The 21,473-nt window shown below is 69.2% G+C and carries 18 protein-coding genes and 4 pseudogenes; 4 read left to right on the top strand and 18 right to left on the bottom strand.

The window, feature by feature from the left end; translation table 11 throughout:
• The first annotated feature begins 28 nt into the window (after positions 1-28).
• Positions 29-697: an MmgE/PrpD family protein gene (locus AC2W7M_RS03010; RefSeq protein ID WP_486129953.1), complete on the top strand. Its 669-nt coding sequence runs from the start codon at positions 29-31 to the stop codon at positions 695-697.
• A gap of 14 nt (positions 698-711) precedes the next feature.
• The gene (locus tag AC2W7M_RS03005; RefSeq protein ID WP_486129936.1) at positions 712-3,039 is read left to right on the top strand and encodes a molybdopterin-dependent oxidoreductase; all 2,328 of its coding nucleotides are present in this window, start codon (positions 712-714) and stop codon (positions 3,037-3,039) included.
• 27 nt (positions 3,040-3,066) lie between these two features.
• On the opposite strand, the gene AC2W7M_RS03000 is transcribed toward AC2W7M_RS03005, so the two are convergent.
• On the bottom strand, positions 3,067-4,056 hold the full coding sequence (locus AC2W7M_RS03000) for an NAD(P)H-quinone oxidoreductase (RefSeq protein WP_486129934.1): 990 nt from the start codon (positions 4,054-4,056) through the stop codon (positions 3,067-3,069).
• Between the two features lie 284 nt (positions 4,057-4,340).
• On the opposite strand from AC2W7M_RS03000, the gene AC2W7M_RS02995 reads away from it, so the two are divergent.
• Both AC2W7M_RS02995 and AC2W7M_RS02990 read left to right on the top strand, forming a co-directional pair.
• Positions 4,341-5,507 (top strand): CaiB/BaiF CoA transferase family protein, encoded by a 1,167-nt coding sequence (locus tag AC2W7M_RS02995; protein WP_486129933.1) that lies wholly within the window; start codon positions 4,341-4,343, stop codon positions 5,505-5,507.
• A 27-nt stretch (positions 5,508-5,534) separates the two neighbouring features.
• Positions 5,535-6,137, top strand: a complete 603-nt coding sequence (locus AC2W7M_RS02990) for a cysteine dioxygenase family protein (protein ID WP_486129931.1) — start codon at positions 5,535-5,537, stop codon at positions 6,135-6,137.
• A gap of 108 nt (positions 6,138-6,245) precedes the next feature.
• Here AC2W7M_RS02990 and AC2W7M_RS02985 read toward each other — a convergent pair whose 3' ends face one another.
• The 17 genes and pseudogenes from AC2W7M_RS02985 to AC2W7M_RS02905 all read right to left on the bottom strand — a co-directional run.
• The gene (locus AC2W7M_RS02985; RefSeq protein WP_486129951.1) at positions 6,246-6,848 is read right to left on the bottom strand and encodes an IclR family transcriptional regulator; all 603 of its coding nucleotides are present in this window, start codon (positions 6,846-6,848) and stop codon (positions 6,246-6,248) included.
• Positions 6,849-6,899: 51 nt separating this feature from the next.
• Positions 6,900-7,013, bottom strand: a pseudogene (locus tag AC2W7M_RS02980) (helix-turn-helix domain-containing protein); the annotation flags it as partial.
• Between the two features lie 161 nt (positions 7,014-7,174).
• On the bottom strand, positions 7,175-8,077 hold the full coding sequence (locus AC2W7M_RS02975) for an EamA family transporter (RefSeq protein WP_486129949.1): 903 nt from the start codon (positions 8,075-8,077) through the stop codon (positions 7,175-7,177).
• A gap of 204 nt (positions 8,078-8,281) precedes the next feature.
• Positions 8,282-9,106, bottom strand: a complete 825-nt coding sequence (locus AC2W7M_RS02970; protein ID WP_486129929.1) for an enoyl-CoA hydratase-related protein — start codon at positions 9,104-9,106, stop codon at positions 8,282-8,284.
• 33 nt (positions 9,107-9,139) lie between these two features.
• Positions 9,140-9,919 carry an enoyl-CoA hydratase/isomerase family protein gene (locus AC2W7M_RS02965; RefSeq protein ID WP_486129927.1) on the bottom strand — a complete coding sequence of 260 codons (780 nt, stop codon included), beginning with the start codon at positions 9,917-9,919 and terminating at the stop codon, positions 9,140-9,142.
• Between the two features lie 10 nt (positions 9,920-9,929).
• On the bottom strand, positions 9,930-10,691 hold the full coding sequence (locus AC2W7M_RS02960) for an SDR family NAD(P)-dependent oxidoreductase (protein ID WP_486129947.1): 762 nt from the start codon (positions 10,689-10,691) through the stop codon (positions 9,930-9,932).
• A 161-nt stretch (positions 10,692-10,852) separates the two neighbouring features.
• Positions 10,853-11,890, bottom strand: coding sequence for an MmgE/PrpD family protein (locus AC2W7M_RS02955; RefSeq protein WP_486129925.1), 1,038 nt, complete (start codon positions 11,888-11,890; stop codon positions 10,853-10,855).
• On the bottom strand, positions 11,887-12,267 hold the full coding sequence (locus tag AC2W7M_RS02950; RefSeq protein WP_486129923.1) for an MmgE/PrpD family protein: 381 nt from the start codon (positions 12,265-12,267) through the stop codon (positions 11,887-11,889). Before AC2W7M_RS02950 ends, AC2W7M_RS02955 begins: the two co-directional genes overlap by 4 nt.
• Before the next feature lie 32 nt (positions 12,268-12,299).
• The gene (locus tag AC2W7M_RS02945; protein WP_486129921.1) at positions 12,300-13,289 is read right to left on the bottom strand and encodes a Bug family tripartite tricarboxylate transporter substrate binding protein; all 990 of its coding nucleotides are present in this window, start codon (positions 13,287-13,289) and stop codon (positions 12,300-12,302) included.
• 251 nt (positions 13,290-13,540) lie between these two features.
• Positions 13,541-14,587, bottom strand: coding sequence for a mandelate racemase/muconate lactonizing enzyme family protein (locus tag AC2W7M_RS02940; protein ID WP_486129919.1), 1,047 nt, complete (start codon positions 14,585-14,587; stop codon positions 13,541-13,543).
• Positions 14,588-14,652: 65 nt separating this feature from the next.
• Positions 14,653-15,819: an acyl-CoA dehydrogenase family protein gene (locus AC2W7M_RS02935; protein ID WP_486129917.1), complete on the bottom strand. Its 1,167-nt coding sequence runs from the start codon at positions 15,817-15,819 to the stop codon at positions 14,653-14,655.
• Between the two features lie 64 nt (positions 15,820-15,883).
• Positions 15,884-16,507, bottom strand: a pseudogene (locus tag AC2W7M_RS02930) (SDR family oxidoreductase); the annotation flags it as partial.
• A gap of 153 nt (positions 16,508-16,660) precedes the next feature.
• The gene (locus tag AC2W7M_RS02925) at positions 16,661-17,644 is read right to left on the bottom strand and encodes a Bug family tripartite tricarboxylate transporter substrate binding protein (RefSeq protein ID WP_486129915.1); all 984 of its coding nucleotides are present in this window, start codon (positions 17,642-17,644) and stop codon (positions 16,661-16,663) included.
• Between the two features lie 365 nt (positions 17,645-18,009).
• Positions 18,010-18,517: pseudogene (locus tag AC2W7M_RS02920) on the bottom strand (peptide deformylase).
• Positions 18,518-18,605: 88 nt separating this feature from the next.
• Positions 18,606-19,532, bottom strand: coding sequence for a cation diffusion facilitator family transporter (locus AC2W7M_RS02915; RefSeq protein ID WP_486129945.1), 927 nt, complete (start codon positions 19,530-19,532; stop codon positions 18,606-18,608).
• A 199-nt stretch (positions 19,533-19,731) separates the two neighbouring features.
• A pseudogene (locus tag AC2W7M_RS02910) lies at positions 19,732-20,532 on the bottom strand (DMT family transporter); the annotation flags it as partial.
• A gap of 172 nt (positions 20,533-20,704) precedes the next feature.
• Positions 20,705-21,473, bottom strand: a 769-nt coding sequence (locus tag AC2W7M_RS02905; protein ID WP_486129913.1) for an oxidoreductase, incomplete at its 5' end; no start/stop codon positions are given.

Genomic DNA, 21,473 nt, shown 5'->3' with positions numbered 1-21,473 from the left:
CGAGGGCGCCTATGGCTGGGACCGGGCGGTGGCGGGCGGCTCGGACTTCGCCGCCCTCGCCGCGCCGCTGGACGGAACGTTTCGCATCGTGCAGGCGCGGATCAAGCCCTTCGAGGCGTTCTCGCCCGCTCAGGGTCTGATCCAGGCGGCGCTCGATCTGCGCGCGCGGCTGGCGCCCCAGCCCGGCGACATCGTCGCCATTGAGGGCCGCTTTCCGCAGCAGATCCTCGATTGGCCGACCTCGGACGGGCAGAAGACCGCCCCCACCACCAAGGAGCTGGCCGACCACAGCCCCTATTATCTGATGGCCGTGGCGCTCATGGACGGCGCCTGCGGGCCGGCGCAGTTCACGCCGGAGCGGCTCGTCGATCCGGTGCTGCGCACCCTCCTGGGGAAGGCGACGCTGGTGGCGGACGACGCGTTTACGCGCGACTATCACCGCGGCACCGGCGCGGCCGTCACCGTGACGCTCGCGGACGGCCGCAGGGCGGAGGCCGTGTGCCCGCTGCCGCCGGGCCACCCGGACAATCCGCTCGACGATGCCGCCATTGCGCGCAAGTTCAACGAGCATGCGGAGCCGGCGGTGGGTGCCGAGCGCGCCCGCGCCATCCGCGACGCCATCGCCGGCCTCGACAGCGCGCGCGACATTTGCCATCTGATGGGGCTGCTCGCCGCTCCGGCGGCGAACGCCGGCTGAGGCGAGGATACGCCATGCTGCCGACGCCCCGGCGACCCACCGTGACCACCCATTGGGGCATCTACCGCGCCGCCATGGCGCACGGGCGCGCGGTGGCGCTCGATCCCTACGAGGGCGACCCCGACCCCTCGCCGATCGCCCAGTCCATGCTCGGCGCGCTCGATCATCCCTGCCGCATCCTGCGGCCCGCGGTGCGGCGCTCGTTCCTGGAGCGCGGCGCGGCGGCCACGGGGGCCGGCCGCGGTGCGGAGCCGTTCGTGGAGGTGGACTGGCCGCAGGCGCTCGATCTGGTCGCCAGCGAGTTGGACCGGGTGCGCCGCGCCCACGGCAACCGTGCCATCTTCGGCGGCTCCTACGGCTGGGCGAGTGCCGGCCGCTTTCACCATGCCCAGAGCCAGATCCACCGCTTCCTCAACACCATCGGCGGCTACACCCGCTCATTCTCGAACTATAGCCATGGCGCCGCGGACGTGATCGTTCCGCACGTGGTGGGCGAGCGCCTCGGCCTGCATGTGGAGCACACGCCGTGGCGCCTCATCGCCGGCCACGCGGAGCTGATCGTCATGTTTGGCGGCATCGGCGCGAAGAACGCGCAGGTCTCTTCAGGCGGCATCGTGCGCCACGGCGTCCGCGCGGCGCTGCGCGCCTGCCAGGAGGGCGGCGCGGAACTGGTCTCCATCAGTCCCATCCGCGACGACACGGCCGCCGAGGCTGAGGCCGAATGGATGGCGCCACGGCCCGGCACCGATGTCGCCCTCATGCTGGCGCTGGCGCACACGCTCGTAGTCGAGGACCTGTGCGACACCGGCTTCATCGAGCGCTATACTATTGGGTTCGAGCGCTTCCGCGCGTATCTGCTCGGCCACGGCGACGGCGTGCCGAAGACGGCCGAATGGGCGCAGGAGATCTCGCAGGTTCCGGCCGAGGACATCCGCGCGCTGGCGCGCCGCATGGCGGCGAAGCGCACATTCCTGATGATGTCCTGGTCGCTCCAGCGCGCGGACCACGGCGAGCAGCCCTATTGGATGGCGATCGTGCTCGCCGCCATTCTGGGGCAGATCGGCCTGCCCGGCGGGGGATACGGCTTTGGCTTCGGCTCGGTGAACGGCATCGGCAATCCGATCCACGATTTCGCCTGGCCGTCCCTGCCGCAGGGCGACAATCCGGTGCCGGACTTCATCCCGGTGGCGCGGATCGCCGACATGCTGCTCGACCCGGGCGGCAGCTTCGACTTCAACGGGCGCCGCCTCGTCTATCCCGACATCCGCCTCGTCTACTGGGCGGGCGGCAATCCGTTCCACCATCACCAGGACCTCAACCGCCTGTTGCGCGCCTGGCGGCGGCCGGAGGCGGTGATCGTCCATGAATCCTGGTGGAACGGCCTTGCGCGGCATGCCGACATCGTGCTGCCGGCGGCGACCCAGCTGGAGCGGAACGATGTCGCCTGCTCCTCGCGCGACCGCATGATCTCGGCCTCCCACAAGGTGGCGGAGCCGGCGGGGGAAGCGCGCGCCGACTTCGCCATCTTCGCCGCCATCGCCGAACGGCTGGGCGCGAGGGAGGTTTTCACGGAAGGCCGTGACGAGGAGGAGTGGCTGCGCCAGCTTTATGGGGTGGCGCGCCAGCGCACGGCGGCGAAGGGCCTCGACCTGCCCGACTTCGACACCTTCTGGCGCGAAGGCATCGCCCTCCTGCCAGAGGCCGAGCATAGCGAACCGACGCTCGCCGCCTTCCGCCGCGATCCGGTCGGCAACGCCCTCCGCACGCCCTCGGGGCGGATCGAGATTTTTTCGCCATCCATCGCGGGCTTCGGCTACGACGATTGCCCCGGCCATCCGGCCTGGATCGCGCCGAAGGAATGGCTCGGCGCGCCCGAGGCCGAGCGCTATCCGCTGCACCTCATCTCCAGCCAGCCGGCGACCAAGCTGCACAGTCAGTTCGATTTCGGCGCGGTGGCGCAGGCGGCGAAGATCAAGGAGCGCGAGCCGGTGCGCATCCATCCTGGCGACGCGGCGGCGCGCAGCATCGGCGATGGCGATATCGTGCGCATCTTCAACGGGCGCGGCGCGTGCCTGGCGGCGGCGGTGCTGTCGAACGAACTGCGGCCCGGTGTGGTGCAGCTGGCCACGGGGGCCTGGTTCGATCCGGTCGAGCCCGGCGTCGACGGCATGCTAGAGAAGCACGGAAACCCGAACGTCCTGACCGCCGACCGGGGCACGTCGCGGCTGGGACAGGGCTGCGCGGCCCATTCATGTCTGGTGGAGATGGAGCGATTCGACGGCGCGGTGCCGCCGGTGACCTGCTTCGACCCGCCCGCCTTCGCGGCCGGGAGCTCCGTCTGAACGGACCACCCGGCTTCGGCGTCGACCTCAGGGCCGCAGCAGGATCTTGCCCGAATGCCCCGCGCTCTCCATGAGGCGGTGGGCCTCCGCGGCCTCGGCGAGCGGGAACACCTTGAACGTCGCCGGCCGGATCGCGCCCGCCGCGATCTTGGGCCAGACCTTCTCCACCAGGTCGCGCGCCACCAGCGCCTTGTAGGCGTCGGGGCGGGTGCGCAGGGTCGAGCCGGAATAGCTGAGGCGCTTCAGCATGATGGGCATCAGGTCGATCTCCACCTTGCTGCCGAGGGCGAAGGCGATCTGAACGATGCGGGCGTCGTGGCGCGTCGCCTTGATGTTGCGCTCCACATAGGGGCCGCCCACCACGTCGAGGATGACGTCGGCGCCGCCCGCCGCGCGCAGCACCTCGACGAAGTCCTCGGTGCGGTAGTCGATCGCGGTGTCGGCGCCGAGCTCGCGGCAGAAGTCGCAGCGCGCCTGCGGGCTCTCGGTGGCGAACACCCTGGCGCCGAACGCCTTGCCGAGCTGGATCGCGGTGGCGCCGATGCCGCCGGCGCCGCCATGGACGAGGAACGTCTCGCCGGCCTTCAACCCTGCGCCGAGAAAGACGTTGCTCCAGACCGTGAAGAAGGTCTCCGGCAGCCCGGCGGCGTCCTCCAGCGAGACGCCTTCGGGGATGGGCATGCAGTGGCGCGCGTCGACCGCGCAATAGTCCGCATAGCCGCCGCCATTGGTCAGCGCGCAGACGGCATCGCCGACGCGCCAGGTGTCGACGCCCGCGCCGACCGCTTCCACGTGGCCGGAGATTTCCAGGCCGAGCAGATCGGAGGCGCCCTTGGGCGCCGGATAGAGCCCGCGCCGCTGCATCAGGTCCGGGCCGTTCACGCCGGCCGCGGCGACCTTCACGAGCACGAAGCCCGCGGGGACGGCAGGCACGGGGCGCGTGCCGGAAACCAGGCCCTCGGGCCCGCCCGGCTGCGACAGAACGATCACCCTCATTTGGTCCGGAAGCGTGGTCATGGCCTTGCGTTTTCCCTCGTGTCGGACGCGTTATGAGCAGCCTGCCGATGCCGCCGTCAAGACAGTCGGCACCCGCGCCGCGCGCGGATCATAATTTGGAACGGACACCTATTTCCGGCGTTCCCCCGGGTTGACAATTCGCGGCGGATTTCCTTAAGTAATGAAACATTGTTCTAAAAAACAGCACAAAGCGCATCGCGCCCTGGCGCCCCACCTCGTCCCCCCAGCCTTGGCCCGACGGAGCGGTTCAGGTCGCCGGGCGGCGAACCTCACGGAGATGAAGTGTGCTGCCCCTCAGCGGTGTGAAGGTGATCGAGTTCTGCGAGGTCGCATCCGGCCCCTTCTGCGGCATGCTGCTGGCCGACATGGGCGCGGAGGTGATCAAGGTGGAACGCGAGGGCGTCGGCGATTCGCTGCGCCAGTGGCCGCCGCTGACCAATGGCTACAGCGAGAACTTCGCCTCGCTCAATCGCGGCAAGAAGTCGATCGCGCTCAATCTCAAAGACCCGACCGAGCGCGATATCGCCCGCAGGCTCATCCTGTCCGCCGACGCCGTGGTCGAGAACTACCGTCCCGGCGTGATGGACAAGAACGGCCTCGGCTATGCCGCCATGTCGAAGGACAAGCCGTCCCTGGTCTACTGCTCTATCTCCGCCTACGGCCAGAGCGGTCCGCGCTCGCACGAGGGCGGCTTCGATCTCACCATTCAGGCGGTGGGCGGAGTGATGAGCGTGACCGGCGAGGCGGACGGGCCGCCAGTGAAGTGCGGCGTTCCGATCTCCGACTTCGGCGCCGGCCTCTACGCCGCGTTCTCCATCGCCTCCGCGCTGCGCAAGGCGCAGGTGAGCGGCGAGGGCGACCATATCGACATCTCAATGCTGGGCGCGACGCTCGCCATGGCGGCGCTGCAGACCAGCGAATATTTCGGCACCGGCGTTGATCCGAAGAAGCTCGGCTCGGCGCATCCGCGCAATGCGCCCTATCAGGCCTTCAAGGCGAAGGACGGCTATTTCGCCATGGCGGCCGGCAATGACCGGCTCTGGCGCTCGGTATGCGAACTGGTGGGACGCGCCGACCTCGTGGAGGACCCGCGCTTCCTCACCACCGCGAGCCGCACCCGCAACCAGACGGAGCTGCGCATTCTGCTGGAGGAGATCTTCGCCGAACGCAGCACCGCCGCATGGATCGAGGGCTTCACGAGCGTCGGTGTTCCGTGCGGTCCCATCAACAGCTATTCTGAGATTCTCGCCGATCCGCAGGTGGTCCACATGGGCTGGGTGCGGGAGACCGATCTGCCGTCGGGCGTCACCACCAGGACGTTCGCCTCCCCGGTCATGCTTTCCGGCAAGGGAATCGAGATCCGTTCGCCGCCGCCGGCGCTCGGCGAACACCGCGAGGACGTCATCCGTGCGCTCGACAACGCCGCGGCCCTTAAGGCGATCGCGGGCTGAGGCATAGAGCAGGGAAAGGCAAGGCCCATGTCGACCGATATCAGCCGCCTGAGGGATTTCATCGTCCGCGCCACCGAGATCATCGGCGCGACGAAGGACGAGGCCAGAGTGCTCGATCAGATTCGCCCGCTGCTCCAGGACCTCGTCAGCCACGACGACTGGCTTCCGGAGGAATACACCCGGCCCCACCCGCAATATTACCAGCAGTATCTGCTGCACTGCGATCCGCTGGAGCGCATCAGCGTGGTCAGCTTCGTGTGGGGGCCGGGCCAGTCGACGCCCGTGCACGACCATACGGTGTGGGGGCTCGTCGGCATGCTGCGCGGGGCCGAGACCAGCGAGAGCTTCGAGCGCGACGCGGCGGGCAAGCTCACCAAGACCGACGAGGAAATCCTGCGGCCGGGCGAGATCTGCGCCGTCAGCCCGACCGTCGGCGACATCCACAAGGTGTCGAACGCGGTGCCGGACATGCCGTCCATCTCCATCCACGTTTACGGCGCCAATATCGGCGCTGTGAAGCGGCACGTCTTCGTGCCAGACACCGGCGAGGTGAAGAGCTTCGTGTCCGGATACGCCAATGCGACGACACCCAACCTGTGGGACCGCTCGCGCGAGGCGCGGGGCGCCTGACCTTGGCCTCCTGAGGTGACCCTGGCCGGTCGCTCGATCTTCGGCGCCGGCATTTGGCCTGGGCGCCTGCGGCTGCTGCCGGGAGGTGTCCCTTTTGCGTTCCGGAACCTATTTCACCACCGCCTTGCGCGGCGCGCGCTTCTTCGGTTCCGGGACAGGCAGGGGCTCCGGCGCGCTCGGCAGATAGCCGAGCTCGCGCGAGATGGTCTCGGCACACGCGATCACCGGGGGAGCGAAGCGCTCGAGCGTGTCCGGCTTCAGCCGCTCGGCGGGCCCGGAAATGCCTACGGCCGCCACCACCTGCCCGCTCCAGTCGCGGATCGGCGCGGCGACACCGCATACGCTCTCGCGCCACTCGCCGCGATTCTCGCTGAAACCGCGCTTGCGGATGGCCTCCAGCTCCTTGCGCAGCACCCGGGCATTGGTGATGGTGCGCGTGGTGTATTTCGGCAGGCCCTGCTCCAGGCGCTTCTCCAGCACGTCTTCGGGCAAATAGGCGAGCAGCACCTTGCCGGTGGCGACGCTGTGGGCGGGCGGACGGTCGCCCACCCGCGAATAGGCACGCACGGCCTGCTCGCTCTCGATCTTCTCGATATAGGTGACATCGCCGCCCACGAGGATCGAGAGGTGGACCGATTCCGTCGTGGTCCGCATCAACTCCTCGATGTGCGGCGCGGCCGCCTTCTTCACGTCGAGCCGCGAGAGCACCATCATGCCGAGGTGCCAGACCTTGAGCGTTAGCTCGTACTGCCCGGCGTCCTCGTGGCGGCGGACATAGCCGCGCCGCGCCATGGTGTTGAGCAGCCGAAACACGTTGCTTTTGGTGAGGCCGAGCTCCTGCGCGAGCGCGGTGATTCCGGTCGGCTTGTCCATTCCCGCGAGGGTTCGAGCAGCTCGAACGCCTTGACGACCGTCTTTTCCATCTTGGCCCCAACCTTTCGACGGAAGCTCCTACCATAGCGTGCGACCGCCTTCCATAGAGGCCGGACCGCCATCGCAGCTTGCGGAACGTCGTTTCGTTAAGCAACTGCCGGCGGTCAGGAGTTGAGCAGGATGACCACTCCCACCACCACCAAGACAATTCCGATCGCGTCCCTGGGGCTGGTCTTCTGTCGGAACATGTTGCGCGAGACGATTTGGGCGAACAGGATTTCGGCGAGCGCCAGGGTGCGCACCCGGGCGGCGCTCTCCAGCGCGAACGCGAGATACCAGAAGGCGGAGGCGACCGCGCCGAGGAAGCCGGCGCCAAGCGAGGGGCGCCAGGCCTTAACGATCTCGCGCAGCGCCGCCCGGTCCCTCAGCGCCAGCCAGGCGGTGAGCATGGCAGTCTGCATCAGAAGGCCGATGGCGAGCGTGGTGATCGCCGCCAGGATGTAGTTCTCGGCCTGAAGCGCGAGGATGCCACCGCGAAAGCTGATGGCGGCCATGGCGAAGAAGGCGCCCGAAGCCATGCCGAGCAGTGCCGGCTTCAACCGGTGGCGGTCCATTCCCGGAACCCGGCGCGCCGGCCAGCCCATGATCATCACCCCCGAGGTGGCGATCAGGATGGCCGCAATCAGCGGCAGCGTCAGCTTCTCCGACAGCATGACGATGCCGAACAGCGCAACCTGCACCGGCTCGGTCTTGGTGTAGGCGATGGTGACCACGAAGGATCGCTCGCTCATGGCCGAGAGCATCAGCGCGGTGCCGAGGATCTGCATCAGCGAGCCGGACAGCATCCAGCCGAGCGCAACGAGCGAGGGGCGCGGCGGCATGTCTCCGGTCAAAAGGAGAAGCACGGCGAGGAAGGCGAGGCCGAACGGCAGGCCGAACAGGAATCGCACATGGGCCGCGGCCGTGGCGCCGAGACCGGCGATCAGCCCGCGCTGCGTCGCATTGCGCAGCGTCTGCGCTAGCGCCGCCGCCAGGGTGAAGATCACCCAGAGCCAATCGGAATGTATGAGCACGGCGCGAGACCTGTGGTGTCCGGCGGTTTGGACGCCGCCATGGCGGCGGTGCGCCGCGAGCCGCGTCCCGTCCGGCCGCGTCAGCGCCGCCGGTCGGCCTGAAGTACAGGCTCCACGGCCGCGGCGGGGGACGCGGACTTTGGAGCCATGTCCGGCGAAGGGGCCGCTGGCCACCCCGCGCGCCGGACCGCAGTCCGCTCAGCCCTCGCGGACCTTGCGCTTGCGGTAGGCGCGGAAGTTCGCCTTGCGCTTGTCGAGCCAAGCGGTCGGCCCCTCGATGAACTCGTCGCTGTCGATGTGCATGGAGAGCAGCTCGGCGCCCGCGAACATGCCGGCCCACAGGCTTTGGTCCGATTCCTGGTTGAAGGCGAGCTTGGCGATGCGCAGCGACTGCGGGCTCTTGTCGAGCAGCTCCTGGCACCATTCCTCGGTGGTGGCGCGCAGCTCGGCCATCGGCACCACGTGGTTCACGAGCCCCATCTCCAGCGCCTGCTGGGCGGTGTACTGGCGGCAGAAAAACAGGATCTCGCGCGCCTTCTTCTCGCCCACCACGCGGTGGAGCAACGTGGTCGCGCCCCACACCGGCACACTGCCCATCTTCGGGCCGGTCTGGCCGAACTTGGCATGGTCGGCGGCGATGGTGATGTCGCACATCACGTGCAATTCGTGACCGAGACCGATGGCATAGCCGTTCACGGCGGCGATGGTGGGCTTGGCGGCGGTGCGCAGCATCAGCGCGAGCTGCGCCATCACCCGCAGATGGTTGCGCTTGTGGGAGGAGGTGCGCTCGGCGATGGCCTGCATGTTGCCGCCCGAGCAGAACGCCTTCTCGCCGGCGCCGGTGAGCACGATGACGCCGATCTCGTCATCCTCCGCCGCGTCGCGCAGGGCCGCGATCATCTCCTCGGCGGTGAACTGCGTGATGGAATTGTAGGTCTGCGGGCGGTTGATGGTGACGGTGGCGATGCCGTCGCGCTTTTCGTACAGGATGTCCTGGAACGGCGCCTTGGCGTGCTGGTTCATGATCGGCTCCTTGTGCATTTCCGGAAAGGCGGTTCATTCGCCCTTGAATTGCGGCGTGCGCTTCTCGAGGAAGGCGGCCATGCCCTCCTTCTTGTCGGCGGTGGCGAACAGGCCGGTGGTGAGCTGGCGCTCGTAGGCGAGGGCCGACTGCAGATCCATCTGCAGGCCGTTGTTCACCGCGAGTTTCGCATAATAGACGCTCAGCGGCGCGCGCCGGGCATAGGCCTCGATGCGGGCCTTGGCGGCGTCCACCACCGCGCCGGGCTCCACCACCTCGCTCACGAGGCCGATCCTGAGCGCCGTCTGCGCATCGATGAAGTCGCCGCTGAACAGCAGCTGCTTGGTCCATTCCGGGCCGATGAGGCGGGCGAGGCGCTGCGTCGCCCCCGCGCCCGCCACCGTGCCGATGCGGCTCGACGTGACGCCGAACTGCGCGTCGGTGGCGGCGATGCGGATGTCGCAGCATAAGGCGAGCTCCAGCCCGCCGGTGAGGCAGAAGCCGTTGATGGCGGCCACCACCGGCTTGGTCAACCCCTCGATGCGGGCATTGGTGCCGGCGAAGCGGTCGAGCCAGAACTTGGTCTCGAGGATGGTGTTGATCTCCAGTGCCTGCTTCAGGTCGCCTCCGGTGGAGAACACCTTGGGATTGCCCGTGAGCACGACGCCGCGGATGTCCTTCTCCCGGTCGAGGGCGTCGAACGCGGCGTCGAGGGCGTCGAACATCTCGATGCTCAGCGCGTTCTGCTTCTCGGGCCGGTTGAAGGTGAGCACGGCCGTGGGCGGCGCGCGCTCGATGGTGAGGATCTCGCTCATCTGCGCCTCCTCAGCCGGGCATGGCGAAGCCGCCGTTCACGCTGACGATCTGTCCGGTGACGTGGCGGGCGAGGTCCGAGGCGAGGAAGACGACGGCGTTGGACACGTCCTCGGATTCTCCGATGCGGCGCAGTGGATACATGCGCCGCACCTTCTCCTCGCGCTCCTTGGCCTTCTCCTCGCCGATCTTGGCGGTCAGCTGGCGTAACATCTCCATGCGGATGGGCGAATTGGTGGCGCCCGGGGAGACCGCGTTGACGTTGATGTTGTGCGGGCCGACCTCCTTGGCCAGCGACTTGGTGAAGGAGATCACCCCGCCCTTGGCCGCCGAATAGTTGGCCTGCCGCTCCTGGCCCACGCGAGCGGCGTCGGTGACGATGTTGACGATCTTGCCGAAGCGCCGCTCGATCATGCCCGAGAGCACTGCGCGCGTGCAGTTCATGGTACCGTAGAGGACGACCTTGATCTCCTTGTCGCAATCCTCGGGGCGGGTCTCGACGAACAGCTCGTGGGCGACGATGAGCGCGGCATTGTTGACCAGGGCGTCGATGCGACCGAGCTCGTCCTCGATCCTCTTGACGGTCTCGCGGACGGCGGTGAGGTCGGTGATGTCGCAGCGCGCCGGCACGGCGGTGCCGCCGGCGGCGCGGATCATGTCGATGGTCTCGGCGACGCCGTTCTCGGACACGTCGTTCACGGCGATCCGCGCTCCCTCGCGCGCGAAGCTCAGCGCCATGGTCCGGCCGATTCCACCACCGCTGCCGGTGATCATGACCACGCGGCCATCAAGCCCAGTATCCACCCTCGGTCCTCCCATATTTCACAATTTATAACAATGTTTCGTATATTAGACGATTAGCATAGCTCCCCGGGCTGTCAACACGCCGGGGCTAAGGGCAGCCGCGCCGCCGGGGCGGCGCAGCCAGGGCGCCCTCAATCGCCGGTCACGCCCGCCCCCAATAGCGCCGTCAGCGGCCTCACATCGCGCGCCGTGACGAGCGCGAAGACCTCGCCGAGGATGGCGTCGGCCCGCCCAGCCGGGACGATGCCGTCGGTGAGCGCGCGGAACTTGCTGGTGATGCCGGCGCGGTCGACCGGCCTTTCCGGCGTGCCGAAGGAATCGAGCAGCGTCTTCTCGATCGTGCGCCCGTCCCTCAGCCGCGCGGAAAAGCCGCCGGGATACTTGGCGGGGAAGTAGGCCTCGAGCTCCGGGCTCACCTTGGCCGCGACGCGGTCCGCCACGGCGAGCACGTCGGCGCGGGCCATTGTGTCGGCGTTGAACGAGCGCGGGTCGCGCGGATCGAGCATCAGCGCCGCGGTGACGGCGTAGGGCAGGGAATACTGCGCCGACATCACCGAGCGCGGGCGGTACTCCATGTGCCCTTCGGACATGATGCGCGGCCCGGAGGCGGTCATCTCCTCCACGTCGTCTGCGCCCCAGCCCGCCTCCTCGCGGCTAGAGCGGATCGCATCCACCAGCGCGTGGAACATGCGGCAGCAGGCGTAGAACTTGATGCTGATGCGGTCGACCGCGAACTCCGTGCCGAGGTCCTGTGTCAGCCGCCAGTCTTCAGGGCGGGGGCTGAAGACGTGCACGAAGCCCGCCCGTCCGTCGAGCGCGCCGCGCGGACCCTGGAAGCCGCGCGCGGCAAGCATGGCGGCGAGCACGCCGTTGTGGGCCGGGATGCCCGCGTGCAGGCGCTTCACCATGGTGCCGAGCGGGTCCTGGGTGAACTGCATCACGCCCGACGCCATGGAGACGCCGAGGCCCCAGGCGGACTGCATCTGGGCCGAGGTGAGGCCGAGCAGCCGGCCGGCGGCGGTGGCGGCGCCGAACACGCCCGAGAGCGCGGTCGGGTGGAAGCCGCGGCTCATCAGATCGCCGGTGAGCGCCGCGCCGGCGCGGGTCGTGCGCCTCGTAGCCGGCGACGATGGCGGCGATGAGGTCGCCGGCCCGACGGCCCCGGTCATTCCGCCACAGCGAGCGCCGCCGGGATCACCACGGCGCCGGGGTGGGAGCAGGACTGGTCGTGGGTGTCGTCCAGCTCGATGCCGTGCGCCATGGTGGCGTTGATGAGCGCCGCCGTGCGCGCCGGCAGCCGCCCGCGTCCGTAGACGGTGGCATCCGGCCGCCCGCCCTCCTCGGTCCCGAACTCGGCGATGATGCGCGACCAGGGAAGGTCGAGCCCGTGGAGCGCGACGCCGAGATGGTCGACGACGAGATCCATGGTGCGCTCGACCGTCGCCCGCGGAAGGGTGGCGGTGTCGAGCGCGCAGAGGACGTCGGCGAGCGCCGCCGTCCGGTCCACGGCCTCGGCCGCGCCATGGAGGGTTTGAACCTGGGCCATATGAATCTCCTGGTGCTTCTCCTGCTGCCGCGTCATTCGCTCTTGATGCCGGCCGCCTTGGCGACCGACCCCCAGCGCGCCGATTCCTGGGCGATGAAGGTCGCGAACTCCGCCGGCGTGCTGGCGATGATCTGCGCCCCCTGGGCCTCCAGCTTCTCCTTCACGTCGGGCATCCGAAGGATCTCGACGATCTCCTTGTTGAGCCGCGCGATGATCTCCTTCGGCGTGCCTGCGGGCACGAGGATGCCGTTGAGCTCGCCGGCCTCGAAGTTCGGGAAGCCCGCCTCCGTCATGGTCGGCACGTCGGGCAGCAGCGGCGAGCGCTGTTCCGAGGTGATGGCGAGCGGGCGCACCCGGCCGCCGCGGATCAGCTCCAGGATCGAGGTGATGTGCGCGAAGGCGAGGTCGATGCGCCCGGCGATGAGGTCGACGTTCATGGGCGCCGCGCCGCGATAGGGCACGTGGGTCATCTTCACGCCCGCCATCTGGTTGAACAGCTCGCCGGCGATGTGGCCGCCGCCGCCGGTGCTCGACGAGCCGAACTTGAGGCTGGCCGGCGTGCCGGCGAGCGCCTTCATCTCCTTCACCGTCTTCGCCTGGACATCCGGGAAGACGACCAGCACGCACGGGAACTTCGCCACCAGGATCACCGGGTCGAGATCCTTGACGATGTCGAAGTCGATGTCGGGGAACAGGATCGGCAGGGTGAGGTAGTTGAACGAGGCTGCGACCAGCGTGTAGCCGTCCGGCGGCGACTTGGCGCCCGAGCGCGTGCCGGTGAGGCCGCCGGCGCCGGAGCGGTTGTCGACGATCACCTGCTGGCCAAGGCGGGCGGACAGCTTCTCGGCGAGGATGCGCGCCAGGGTGTCGACGCCGCCGCCCGGAGGGAACGGCACCACATACTTGATCGGCCGGCTGGGATAGTTGTCGGCGAAGGTCGGCAGCGGAGAAAGCGCCGCTGCGGCGATCATCGCGGCCATGACGAGACCAAGGCGCCGTTTCGTGATGATGTTCGAGATCATGCGTTCCTCCCTCGTTTTTGTTTCATATTTTGGAACATTGTTTCTTTAATTATGCGCGCCGGTCCCCTGGGTGTCAAAGAACCGGCGCGTCCCGTGCCGTCGGGGCCTCGCGCCCGACGGGCCGCGTCAGAAGGGGATGCGCAGCGCCTCGATCCGGTCGTCGTCGAGCTCCAGGCCGAAGCCCGCCCGGTCGGAGACGCGCAGGAAGCGCCCGTCCATCTGCACCGGCTCGGTCACCACGTCGGCGCCGATCAGCCCGCAGATGCCGACCGCAACGGCCCTTCCAGCAGCGGCCCCGGCCAGGCGGTGGCGAGGTGCGCGACCGCGGTGGCGACGATGCTGGTGCCCGGATGGTTGCCGGGATAGATGCGCATGCCGGCGGCGCGCGCGATAGTCCAAAGCTGGCGGCAGCGCCAGATGCCGCCGTTCTTCGGGCTCTTGGTCTGCATCACGGTCGCGGCGCGGCGCTGGATCACGTCCAGGAGATCGTGGTCGGTGGCGATGCACTCGTCGGCCATGAGCGGGATGGTGGTCTTGCGGGCGAGTTCCGCCATGCCGGCCATATCCCAGGGCGGCACCATCTGCTCGGCGGCGTCGATGTCGAGCGGCTCCAGGCGCTTGAGCACCGACACGGCGGTGTCGAAGTCCATGCCCGCATTGGCGTCGACGCGGATCAGCGCGTCCGCGGGCAGATGCGCGCGGATCGCCTCCACCGCCTTCACGTCTTTGACCGCATCGTTGCCGATCTTGACGGTGAAGCTGCGGAAGCCCTTGTCGTAGAAGCTTTGCGCATCCTCCAGCATGCGCTTGAAGTCGGCCTTGATGCCGATCACCGCGCAGGCGCCGACGCCGTCGCGGCACTTGCCGCCGAGCAGCTGGTAGACCGGCACGCCGAGCAGCTTGCCCTGGAGGTCCATCAGCGCGTCGGCGATGCCGGCCTGGGCGTAGTTGGAGTGCCAGATCTCGGTGTCCATGTCGGCAAGGATGCTGCCGATGTCGAACGGCGAGCGGCCCACCACCAGCGGCGTGAAGTGGTCGCGGATCAGCGTGGTGAGGGAGGCGACGGTGTCGTTGCTGCCCTGGCGCCGCCAGGCGGGCGTCTCGCCGATGCCGGTGACGCCGGCATCGGTGTGGAGCCGCACCAGGATGACGTCGACGCCGGGCCGGATGCCCCCGGTCGCGATCTTGAACTCGATCGCGAACGGGATGCGCGCGGCGATGATCTCCACCTTGGTGATGCGCACCTGCGCCCGCATCTCCAGCGGGGCGGTGGTAGCCGGCTTGAGTTCTGCCAACATGGGATGTGTCCTCCGGGTTCGTTGCGTGCCTGCTCGGTCCTCCACTCCCTCCGCGCCCGGCGCCGTCAGCCGGCGGTGCCGCGGAAGGCCTCGAAGCCGGTGATCTCGCGGGCGTGGATCAGCGCCAGGATCTCGTTGGTGCCGTCGGGGATCGGCAGCATGCGGATGTCGCGGTACATCTCCTCGAGCCCCGCCTCGCGCGAGAGGCCCATGGCGCCGAGCACGTTCATGGCCTGCCAGACCGCCTCGGTGCAGTTCATCTGCGCGAAGCGCTTGGCCATGGCGGAGGCGCCGCCGGCCTCCTCGCCCTTGTCCATCATCCACAGCGCGCGGTAGCAGAGCATGCGGCTCGCGGTGATCGCCGTGACCATGTCGGAGAAGTTCTTCTGCACCAGCTGGTGGGCCGCGATGGGCTTGCCGAACTGCTTGCGCACGCGGGCATAGTCGAGTGCGGCGAGATAGGCGCGCTCGGCGAGGTGAACCGCCTGCAGGCCGACCATGCAGCGGTTCACGTACCAGGAGCGGTTGAGGACGCGGGTTCCGCTGTCGCTCTCGACGATGTTCGCGACCGGCACCTTGCAATTGTCGAACACCGCCTCGCCGAGATAGCCCTGATTGAGGCCGATGGCGTCGATCTCGCGGGCCTCGAACGGCGACGTGTCGCGCTCCACCACCACCTTGATGATGACCGGGCGGCCGTCCTTGGAGCGCCCCTCGTCGATGCAGGTGACGAGGATGAGGTCGCAGGCGCTGACGTTGGTGATCCACATCTTGCGGCCGTTGAGGATGGCCGTGTCGCCCTTGCGGGTGAGCCTGGTCTTGATGCCGCGCGGGTCGGAGCCGGTGTCGGGCTCGGTCGAGCCGGTGCAGGCGAGCTTGTGGCCCGCCACGAGGTCGGGCAGGAAGCGCGCCTTCTGCTCATCCGTGCACTCGGCGTTGAGGCGGGCGATGCAGCTGTCCTGCGAGAGCATGGACATGGAGACGGTGGGCGGGATCTGCTCGAACATGATGCCGTAGTCGAGCATGGAGATGCCCGGGCCGCCGGCCTCCTCGGGCAGGCGCGGACACAGGAGGCCGTACTGCGCGATGGCCTCGAACAGCTTCACCATCTCGGCCTTCGGCAGCGCGCGGTCGCGCGGGTGCGCGGAGAGGACCGGGCGCACCTCGCGCTCCACCAGCCGTGCGACCCCGTCGCGCATCCGCTCCTGATCGTCCGTCAATGCGAAATCCACGTCCTCGCTCCTTCCCTGCCATTGCTTTGCATGCCGTCACGGCGATCTCATCTCGCCCGGTCGCTCACCCGGCGAGGTGCCCGCCGTCCACCACCACCACGGACCCCGTCGCGTAGGGGCTCTCCATCAGAAAGAGCACGGCGCGGGCGAGGTCCTCGGGCGCGCCGACGCGGCCCACGGGCAGGCGGGCGGCGACCGCCTCCAGCACCTTGGCGCCGCGCCGCGTCGCGGTGGCGTCTGGTGGTCGACGAAGCCGGGGGCTCACCGCGTTGACGCGCACCGGCGCGAGCGCCATGGCGAGCGAGCGGCAGAGCGCATCCACCGCGCCGTTGATGGCGCTCGCCACAACGAGGCTCGCAAAGCCGCGCTGGCTGGAGATGCCCGAGAATAATGTGATGCTGCCGCCGGCCTTGACGAAGGGCGCGCCGAGCCGGGCCACGTTGAACTGCGTCCAGAACTTGGTCTCGAACGCCTGGTGCGCCTCGGCCAGCGTGATCTCGGCGAGCGGCTTTCGGTTCACCACCGCGGCGGTGACGACGATGTGGTCGAGCGTGCCCGTGCGCGCGAACAGCGCCTTCACATGCGCCTCGTCGGCGGCATCGGCGGCGATGGTCTCGACCGGCGCGCGCAACTGGGCGGCGGCCTCGGCGAGGCGCGCCTGCGAGCGCGAGGAGAGCACCACCTCGGCCCCGGCCTCCTCGGGCCGACTCTGGGGCGGTGGCGAGCCCCATGCCCGAGCTGCCGCCGACCACCAGAACCTTCATCCCGGAAAGAGACATGCCTTGCTCGCGGCCTCGGACGGATACGAAAAGGCCCCGCCGCCCGGCGGGGCCGCTCGGCCTCATTCGGCGGTGATGCCGGACCCCTTGAACACCTCCGCCCATTTGGCGCTCTCGGTGCGCAGATAGTCCGCGAACTCGGCGGGCGTGCCGGCCACCGGCGTGGCGCCGAGATTGACCAGGCGATCCTTCACCTCGGGCAGGTTCAGGATGCGCACGATCTCCTTGTTCAGCTTGTCGATGATCGGCTGCGGCACCCCGGCCGGCGCGACGATGCCCTGCATCTCCTCGGTGACGAAGCCGGACACGCCCGACTCCGAGATCGTGGGCAGGTCCGGGAACAGGGCGAAGCGCGTCGCCGAAGTGACGGCGATGGGGCGCACCTTGTTGGCGCGGATCGCCTCGACGATGGAGGTGGTGGTGGCGAACGAGATCTGGACATGCCCGCCGATCAGATCGGCGGTGGCCGGGCCGCCGCCCTTGTAGGGGATGTGGGTCATGTCGACCCCGGTCATCTTCTTGAACAGCTCGCCGGCCACGTGTCCGCCGGTGCCCACGCCGCCGCCGGAGGCGAAGCCGATCTTGCCCGGGTTGGCCTTCGCCGCGCGGATCAAGTCCTCCACCGAATAGATCGGCACGGCCGGCGTCACCACCAGGATGGAGGGGATGCGGGCCACCAGCGTGATGGGGGTGAAGTCCTTCTGGATGTTGAAAGGGAAGCTCGGATAGAGGAACGGGTACATGGTGAAGTTCAGCGAGATTCCACCGATCGTGTAGCCATCCGGCGCGGCGCGGGCGATGAGCTCGGTGGCGAGCGTGCCGCCCGCGCCGGGCTTGTTTTCGACGACAACCGGCTGGCCCCACGCCTCCTGCATCTTCTGCCCGACCACGCGGGCGACGATGTCGGTCGCCCCCCCGGGGGAGAAGGGGACGATCCAGCGGATCGGCTTGGTGGGAAAATCATCGGCACGACCTTGTGCCACAGCGCCCGTGGCGCAAAGCGCCGCCAAGGCGAGCGCGACGGCTGCCCGCGATATCCTGAGCATGTTTTTCCTCCCGCGCCGCGAGCATTCTTTTGGGCTCGTCTGTGACCGATCGGGCGGCGCATTGCATTATTTGAAACGCTGTTCTGTAAAGCTGGCAGATCGATGTCAGAGTGTCAATTGCGCCGGGCTCGGGCCGTCGATGCGCTCGGCCACGATCCGCTCAGCCGGACCCCAATCGCGTCGGTGCAAAGCCCGATAATCGAAGGAGGGGAAGGCCCGCACGCCGGCCGCGCGCCGGAGAGACGGCCGGGGCGGCGCATCGGTTGACGATCGGGAGGCCGCTCACGGACCCGGAGCGGCGCATGCTCTGCCAATAATTTAGAGGGCGGCCAGCGATCAAAAGGGTTCAATTATCGGATCTTGCTCTAACGGGGATCGCGCCGCGTCTTCTCGAACCGCTTCACGGCGCGCTCGCGCTTCAGGCGCGACAGCCGCTGGAGCCAGAAGATGCCGTCCAGCTGGTCGATCTCGTGCTGGTGGCAAACGGCCCTGAGGCCCTCCGCCTCTTCGATCCGCGCCGCGCCGTCGAGGTCCAGGTACGCTACCGTCACCCGCGCGTGACGCTCCACCTCCTCGGTGATTCCGGGCATGGACACGCTGCCTTCCGCGTGTCGGATGGTCTGCGGCGATGCAGTGACGATGCGCGGATTGACATAGGTCCGCGGCGCGCGTCGCCGGGCAGGTCGAGCACCACGACGCGGCGCAGGATCCCCACATGCGGCGCCGTGATGCCGATGCCCGGCGCCGCACGCAGGGTATCGAGGAGGTCCGCAGCAAGGCGCGCCAGCGCCGCGTCGAAGGTGGCGACGGCGCCGCCGGTTCGCGCAGGCGCGCATCGGGAACGGGACGATTTCGAGCACCGGCACCGCCCAACTCCTCTGCGTCTGAGCCGCCCCCGCAGCGGGATGTGCGCCGGCCGCCGCCACGGCGCCGCCAGTGCGGGGCCGGGCCGAGCCTGCGCTTAGTCCGCCCATTCGGGGTCGGTGGTGAACACGATGGTCAGCCAGCGGTCGGGCGTGTCGCCGCCGATGGCCTGTCCGATCTCGTCGCGGATGCGGTCCCAGTCCTCCAGCGGCTTGGGCGCGGTGCCGCGGGGCACGATGAAATAGAGCTCGATCTGCCGCCCCCGGCCCACCCGCGCCACATAGGCACGGTGCGACACGAAGCCGTAGCGCACCGTCACGTCCCGGGCCACCGCGTCCACATGCTGCTTCAGCGACGCGGGGGTCACGAGCAGGATGTCGGCCAGCGCCTGCTTCACCGTGGCGAACGGCAGCGGAATGATGACGAGGCAGACCAGCGCCAGCGCGGCCGGATCCACATAAGGCGAGATCCAGGCGAGGCGCGTGCCCTGCACCAGGGCGCCGGTGAGGAAGGCCGCCAGCAGCGCCGCGGTAAGGCCTGCGGACATCAGCCACGCCTTCGCGTCGAGCGCCAGGAAATCGGACTTGATGGTCCGGTTGGCGCGCCGCGCGAACAGCGCCATGGCGAGCGCGATGACGACGGTGACGACCGCATAGGCGATCGCCTGGTCGAAATCGAGCGCCCGCCCGCCGCTCATCAGGCTGCCGATGGCGTTGATGAGCGCGTAGACGGCCGCTCCCATGAGCATGACGCCGTTGAGGCCGAGCACCATGGGTTCCAGATGCCAGAACCCCATGGTGAACTGCGCCGTGAAGCGGTTGGCGGCCGGACCGGGCGCGGCCGCGGTGGCAATCAGGTTGGCGACCAGAAGCGCGAGCACGGTCATGCTCGCATCGGTGAGCGCGTAGACCCCGTCGAAGACGATGGCATAGGAGCCGGAGAGCAGGCCGAAGACGATCCCCAGCGCCGCGAGCACGAGGGTCACCGCGATGGAAAGGCGCAGGACGCCCTGCTCGGTCATGATCCGCTCCGGCACTGATGCCACGCGCTCGCATAGCGCATCGGCCCGCCGAAGAACACCGGCCGGCGGCGGCCGTTCGGATCACGTCCCGCCGGGATGGGAATCGGGCGGACGGGACCGCGCCGGCGCGGCGACGGCCCCGGAGCGCGAGCGCGACGCCGCCCAGGGTCAATGCCAGCGCGCCGGCCTCCCGCAGGCCGAACGGGTCACCCAGGATCGCGGCGGCCGAGAGCGTGCCGAACAGGGGCACGAGCAGCATGGTGATGGTCGCGATGCCGCTCGGCAGCCGGCGCAGCGCCGCGAACCAGGTGAGATAGCACAGCCCCATGGGCACCAGCGTCATATAGGCCAGGCTCGCGGCCGCCGCGCCGGTCAGCGCGTCAAGCCGGGGCGCCTCAAACAGAAGGCCGAGCACGATCATGGGCGCGCAGCCGATCCCCACCACCCATGCGGTCTGGGCCAAGGGCGGCAGCGGCAGCGGCTTGGGATGGGCGACCGTGCCCCACGCGAACAGCACCGCCGCCGCCAAGGCGAGGCCGACGCCGAGCAGTTGGTCTCTGCTGGCCATGCTTTTCTGGCCGCTCAGGAGCAGGACGACGCCGGCGAGGGCCAAAGCCAGGGCGACGAGCGCGCGCACGCCCGGCCGCTCGCCGCGCAGCGGCCACGCCAGCAGCATCGCCCAGATCGGCATGGAATAGACCAGCAGGGCGGCCTCGGCGACGCTGATCAGGTTCAGGCTCACGGTGGCAAAGCCCATCCAGGCGAACACGCTGGTGAAGGCGGTGAGCCCGAGCTGCGGCCAGATGCGTCTCGGCACGTGCAGGCTCTCGCCCCGGCCGAGCGCCAGAAGGCCGAGCAGGAGGGCGGCGCCGACGCCGGCGACCCCGCGCGCGAAGAAGGCCGGCCACACCTGGAGGAGGAACTTGATCGTGGGCCAGTTCAGGGCCCAGCCCACCGCCGTGACGAGCAGGAACGCCACGCCCCACAGTCGGGCTCGGTCCATGGGGCGCCTTTCGGAGTTGCGGGACGCAGCGTCGGGGGAGCCGGGGGCCGCGCCGGCTGGCGCGCGCCGCGTCCTTCGCCGGCACCCAATGATCCCAACCGCGCCGCCGATGCAAGGGCGCTGGCGCGCGGGGCCGGCGGATAATGTCGTACCGCCGCCCGCCGCCGCCGGCTCAGTTCCCGCCCACCGGCGCGCCGGTCGGCCCGTAGCCGATGCGCGCGAAGCCCGTGGCGCGCTTGGCGAGCCACCAGCCCGCATTGGTCGGCCAGCTCTCGAAGGCCGGGTCGAGGCCGAGCGCCTGCGCCGCGTGGCGCGGCCAATAGGGGTCGTAGAGCGCCTGCCGGGCGAGGGCGACGAGATCGGCGTCGCCAGCGCCGAGGATCGCCTCCGCCTGGTGCGCGTCGAGGATCAGCCCCACGGCGGCGGTGGCGATGCCGGCGCCGTGGCGGATCGCCCGCGCATAGGGCACCTGGTAGCCCAATTGCCGGTTGGTGTTCTCGATGGCGGTGGATTCCCTGAGCCCGCCGGACGAGCAGTCGATCACGTCGACGCCGCGCGCCTTCAGCGCGCGCGCCAGGATCACCGAATCCTCGATCTGCCAGCCCTCGGGATGCCCGTCGACGCTGGAGATGCGGAACATCAGCGGCTTGTGCGCCGGCCAGCGCCCGCGCACCGCCTCGGCCACCTCCAAGGCAAAGCGCATGCGCCCCGCGAGATCGCCGCCATACGCGTCGTTGCGGGTGTTGATGACGGGCGAGAGGAAGCTGGCGATGAGATAGCCGTGCCCGCCATGGACCTCGACCAGGTCGAAGCCCGCCGCGTCCGCCCGCGCGGCGGCGGCGGCATAGGCTTCGAGCACCGCCGCGATCCCGTCCTGTCCGAGCGCCCGGGGCACGGCGTGGCCTGGCCCGAGCGCCTCGGCGGTGGGGCTTACCACCGCC

Source organism: Xanthobacter sp. BG11Y11_SDJG (assembly GCF_057364445.1).
This window is presented reverse-complemented; position numbering and strand designations above follow the sequence as displayed.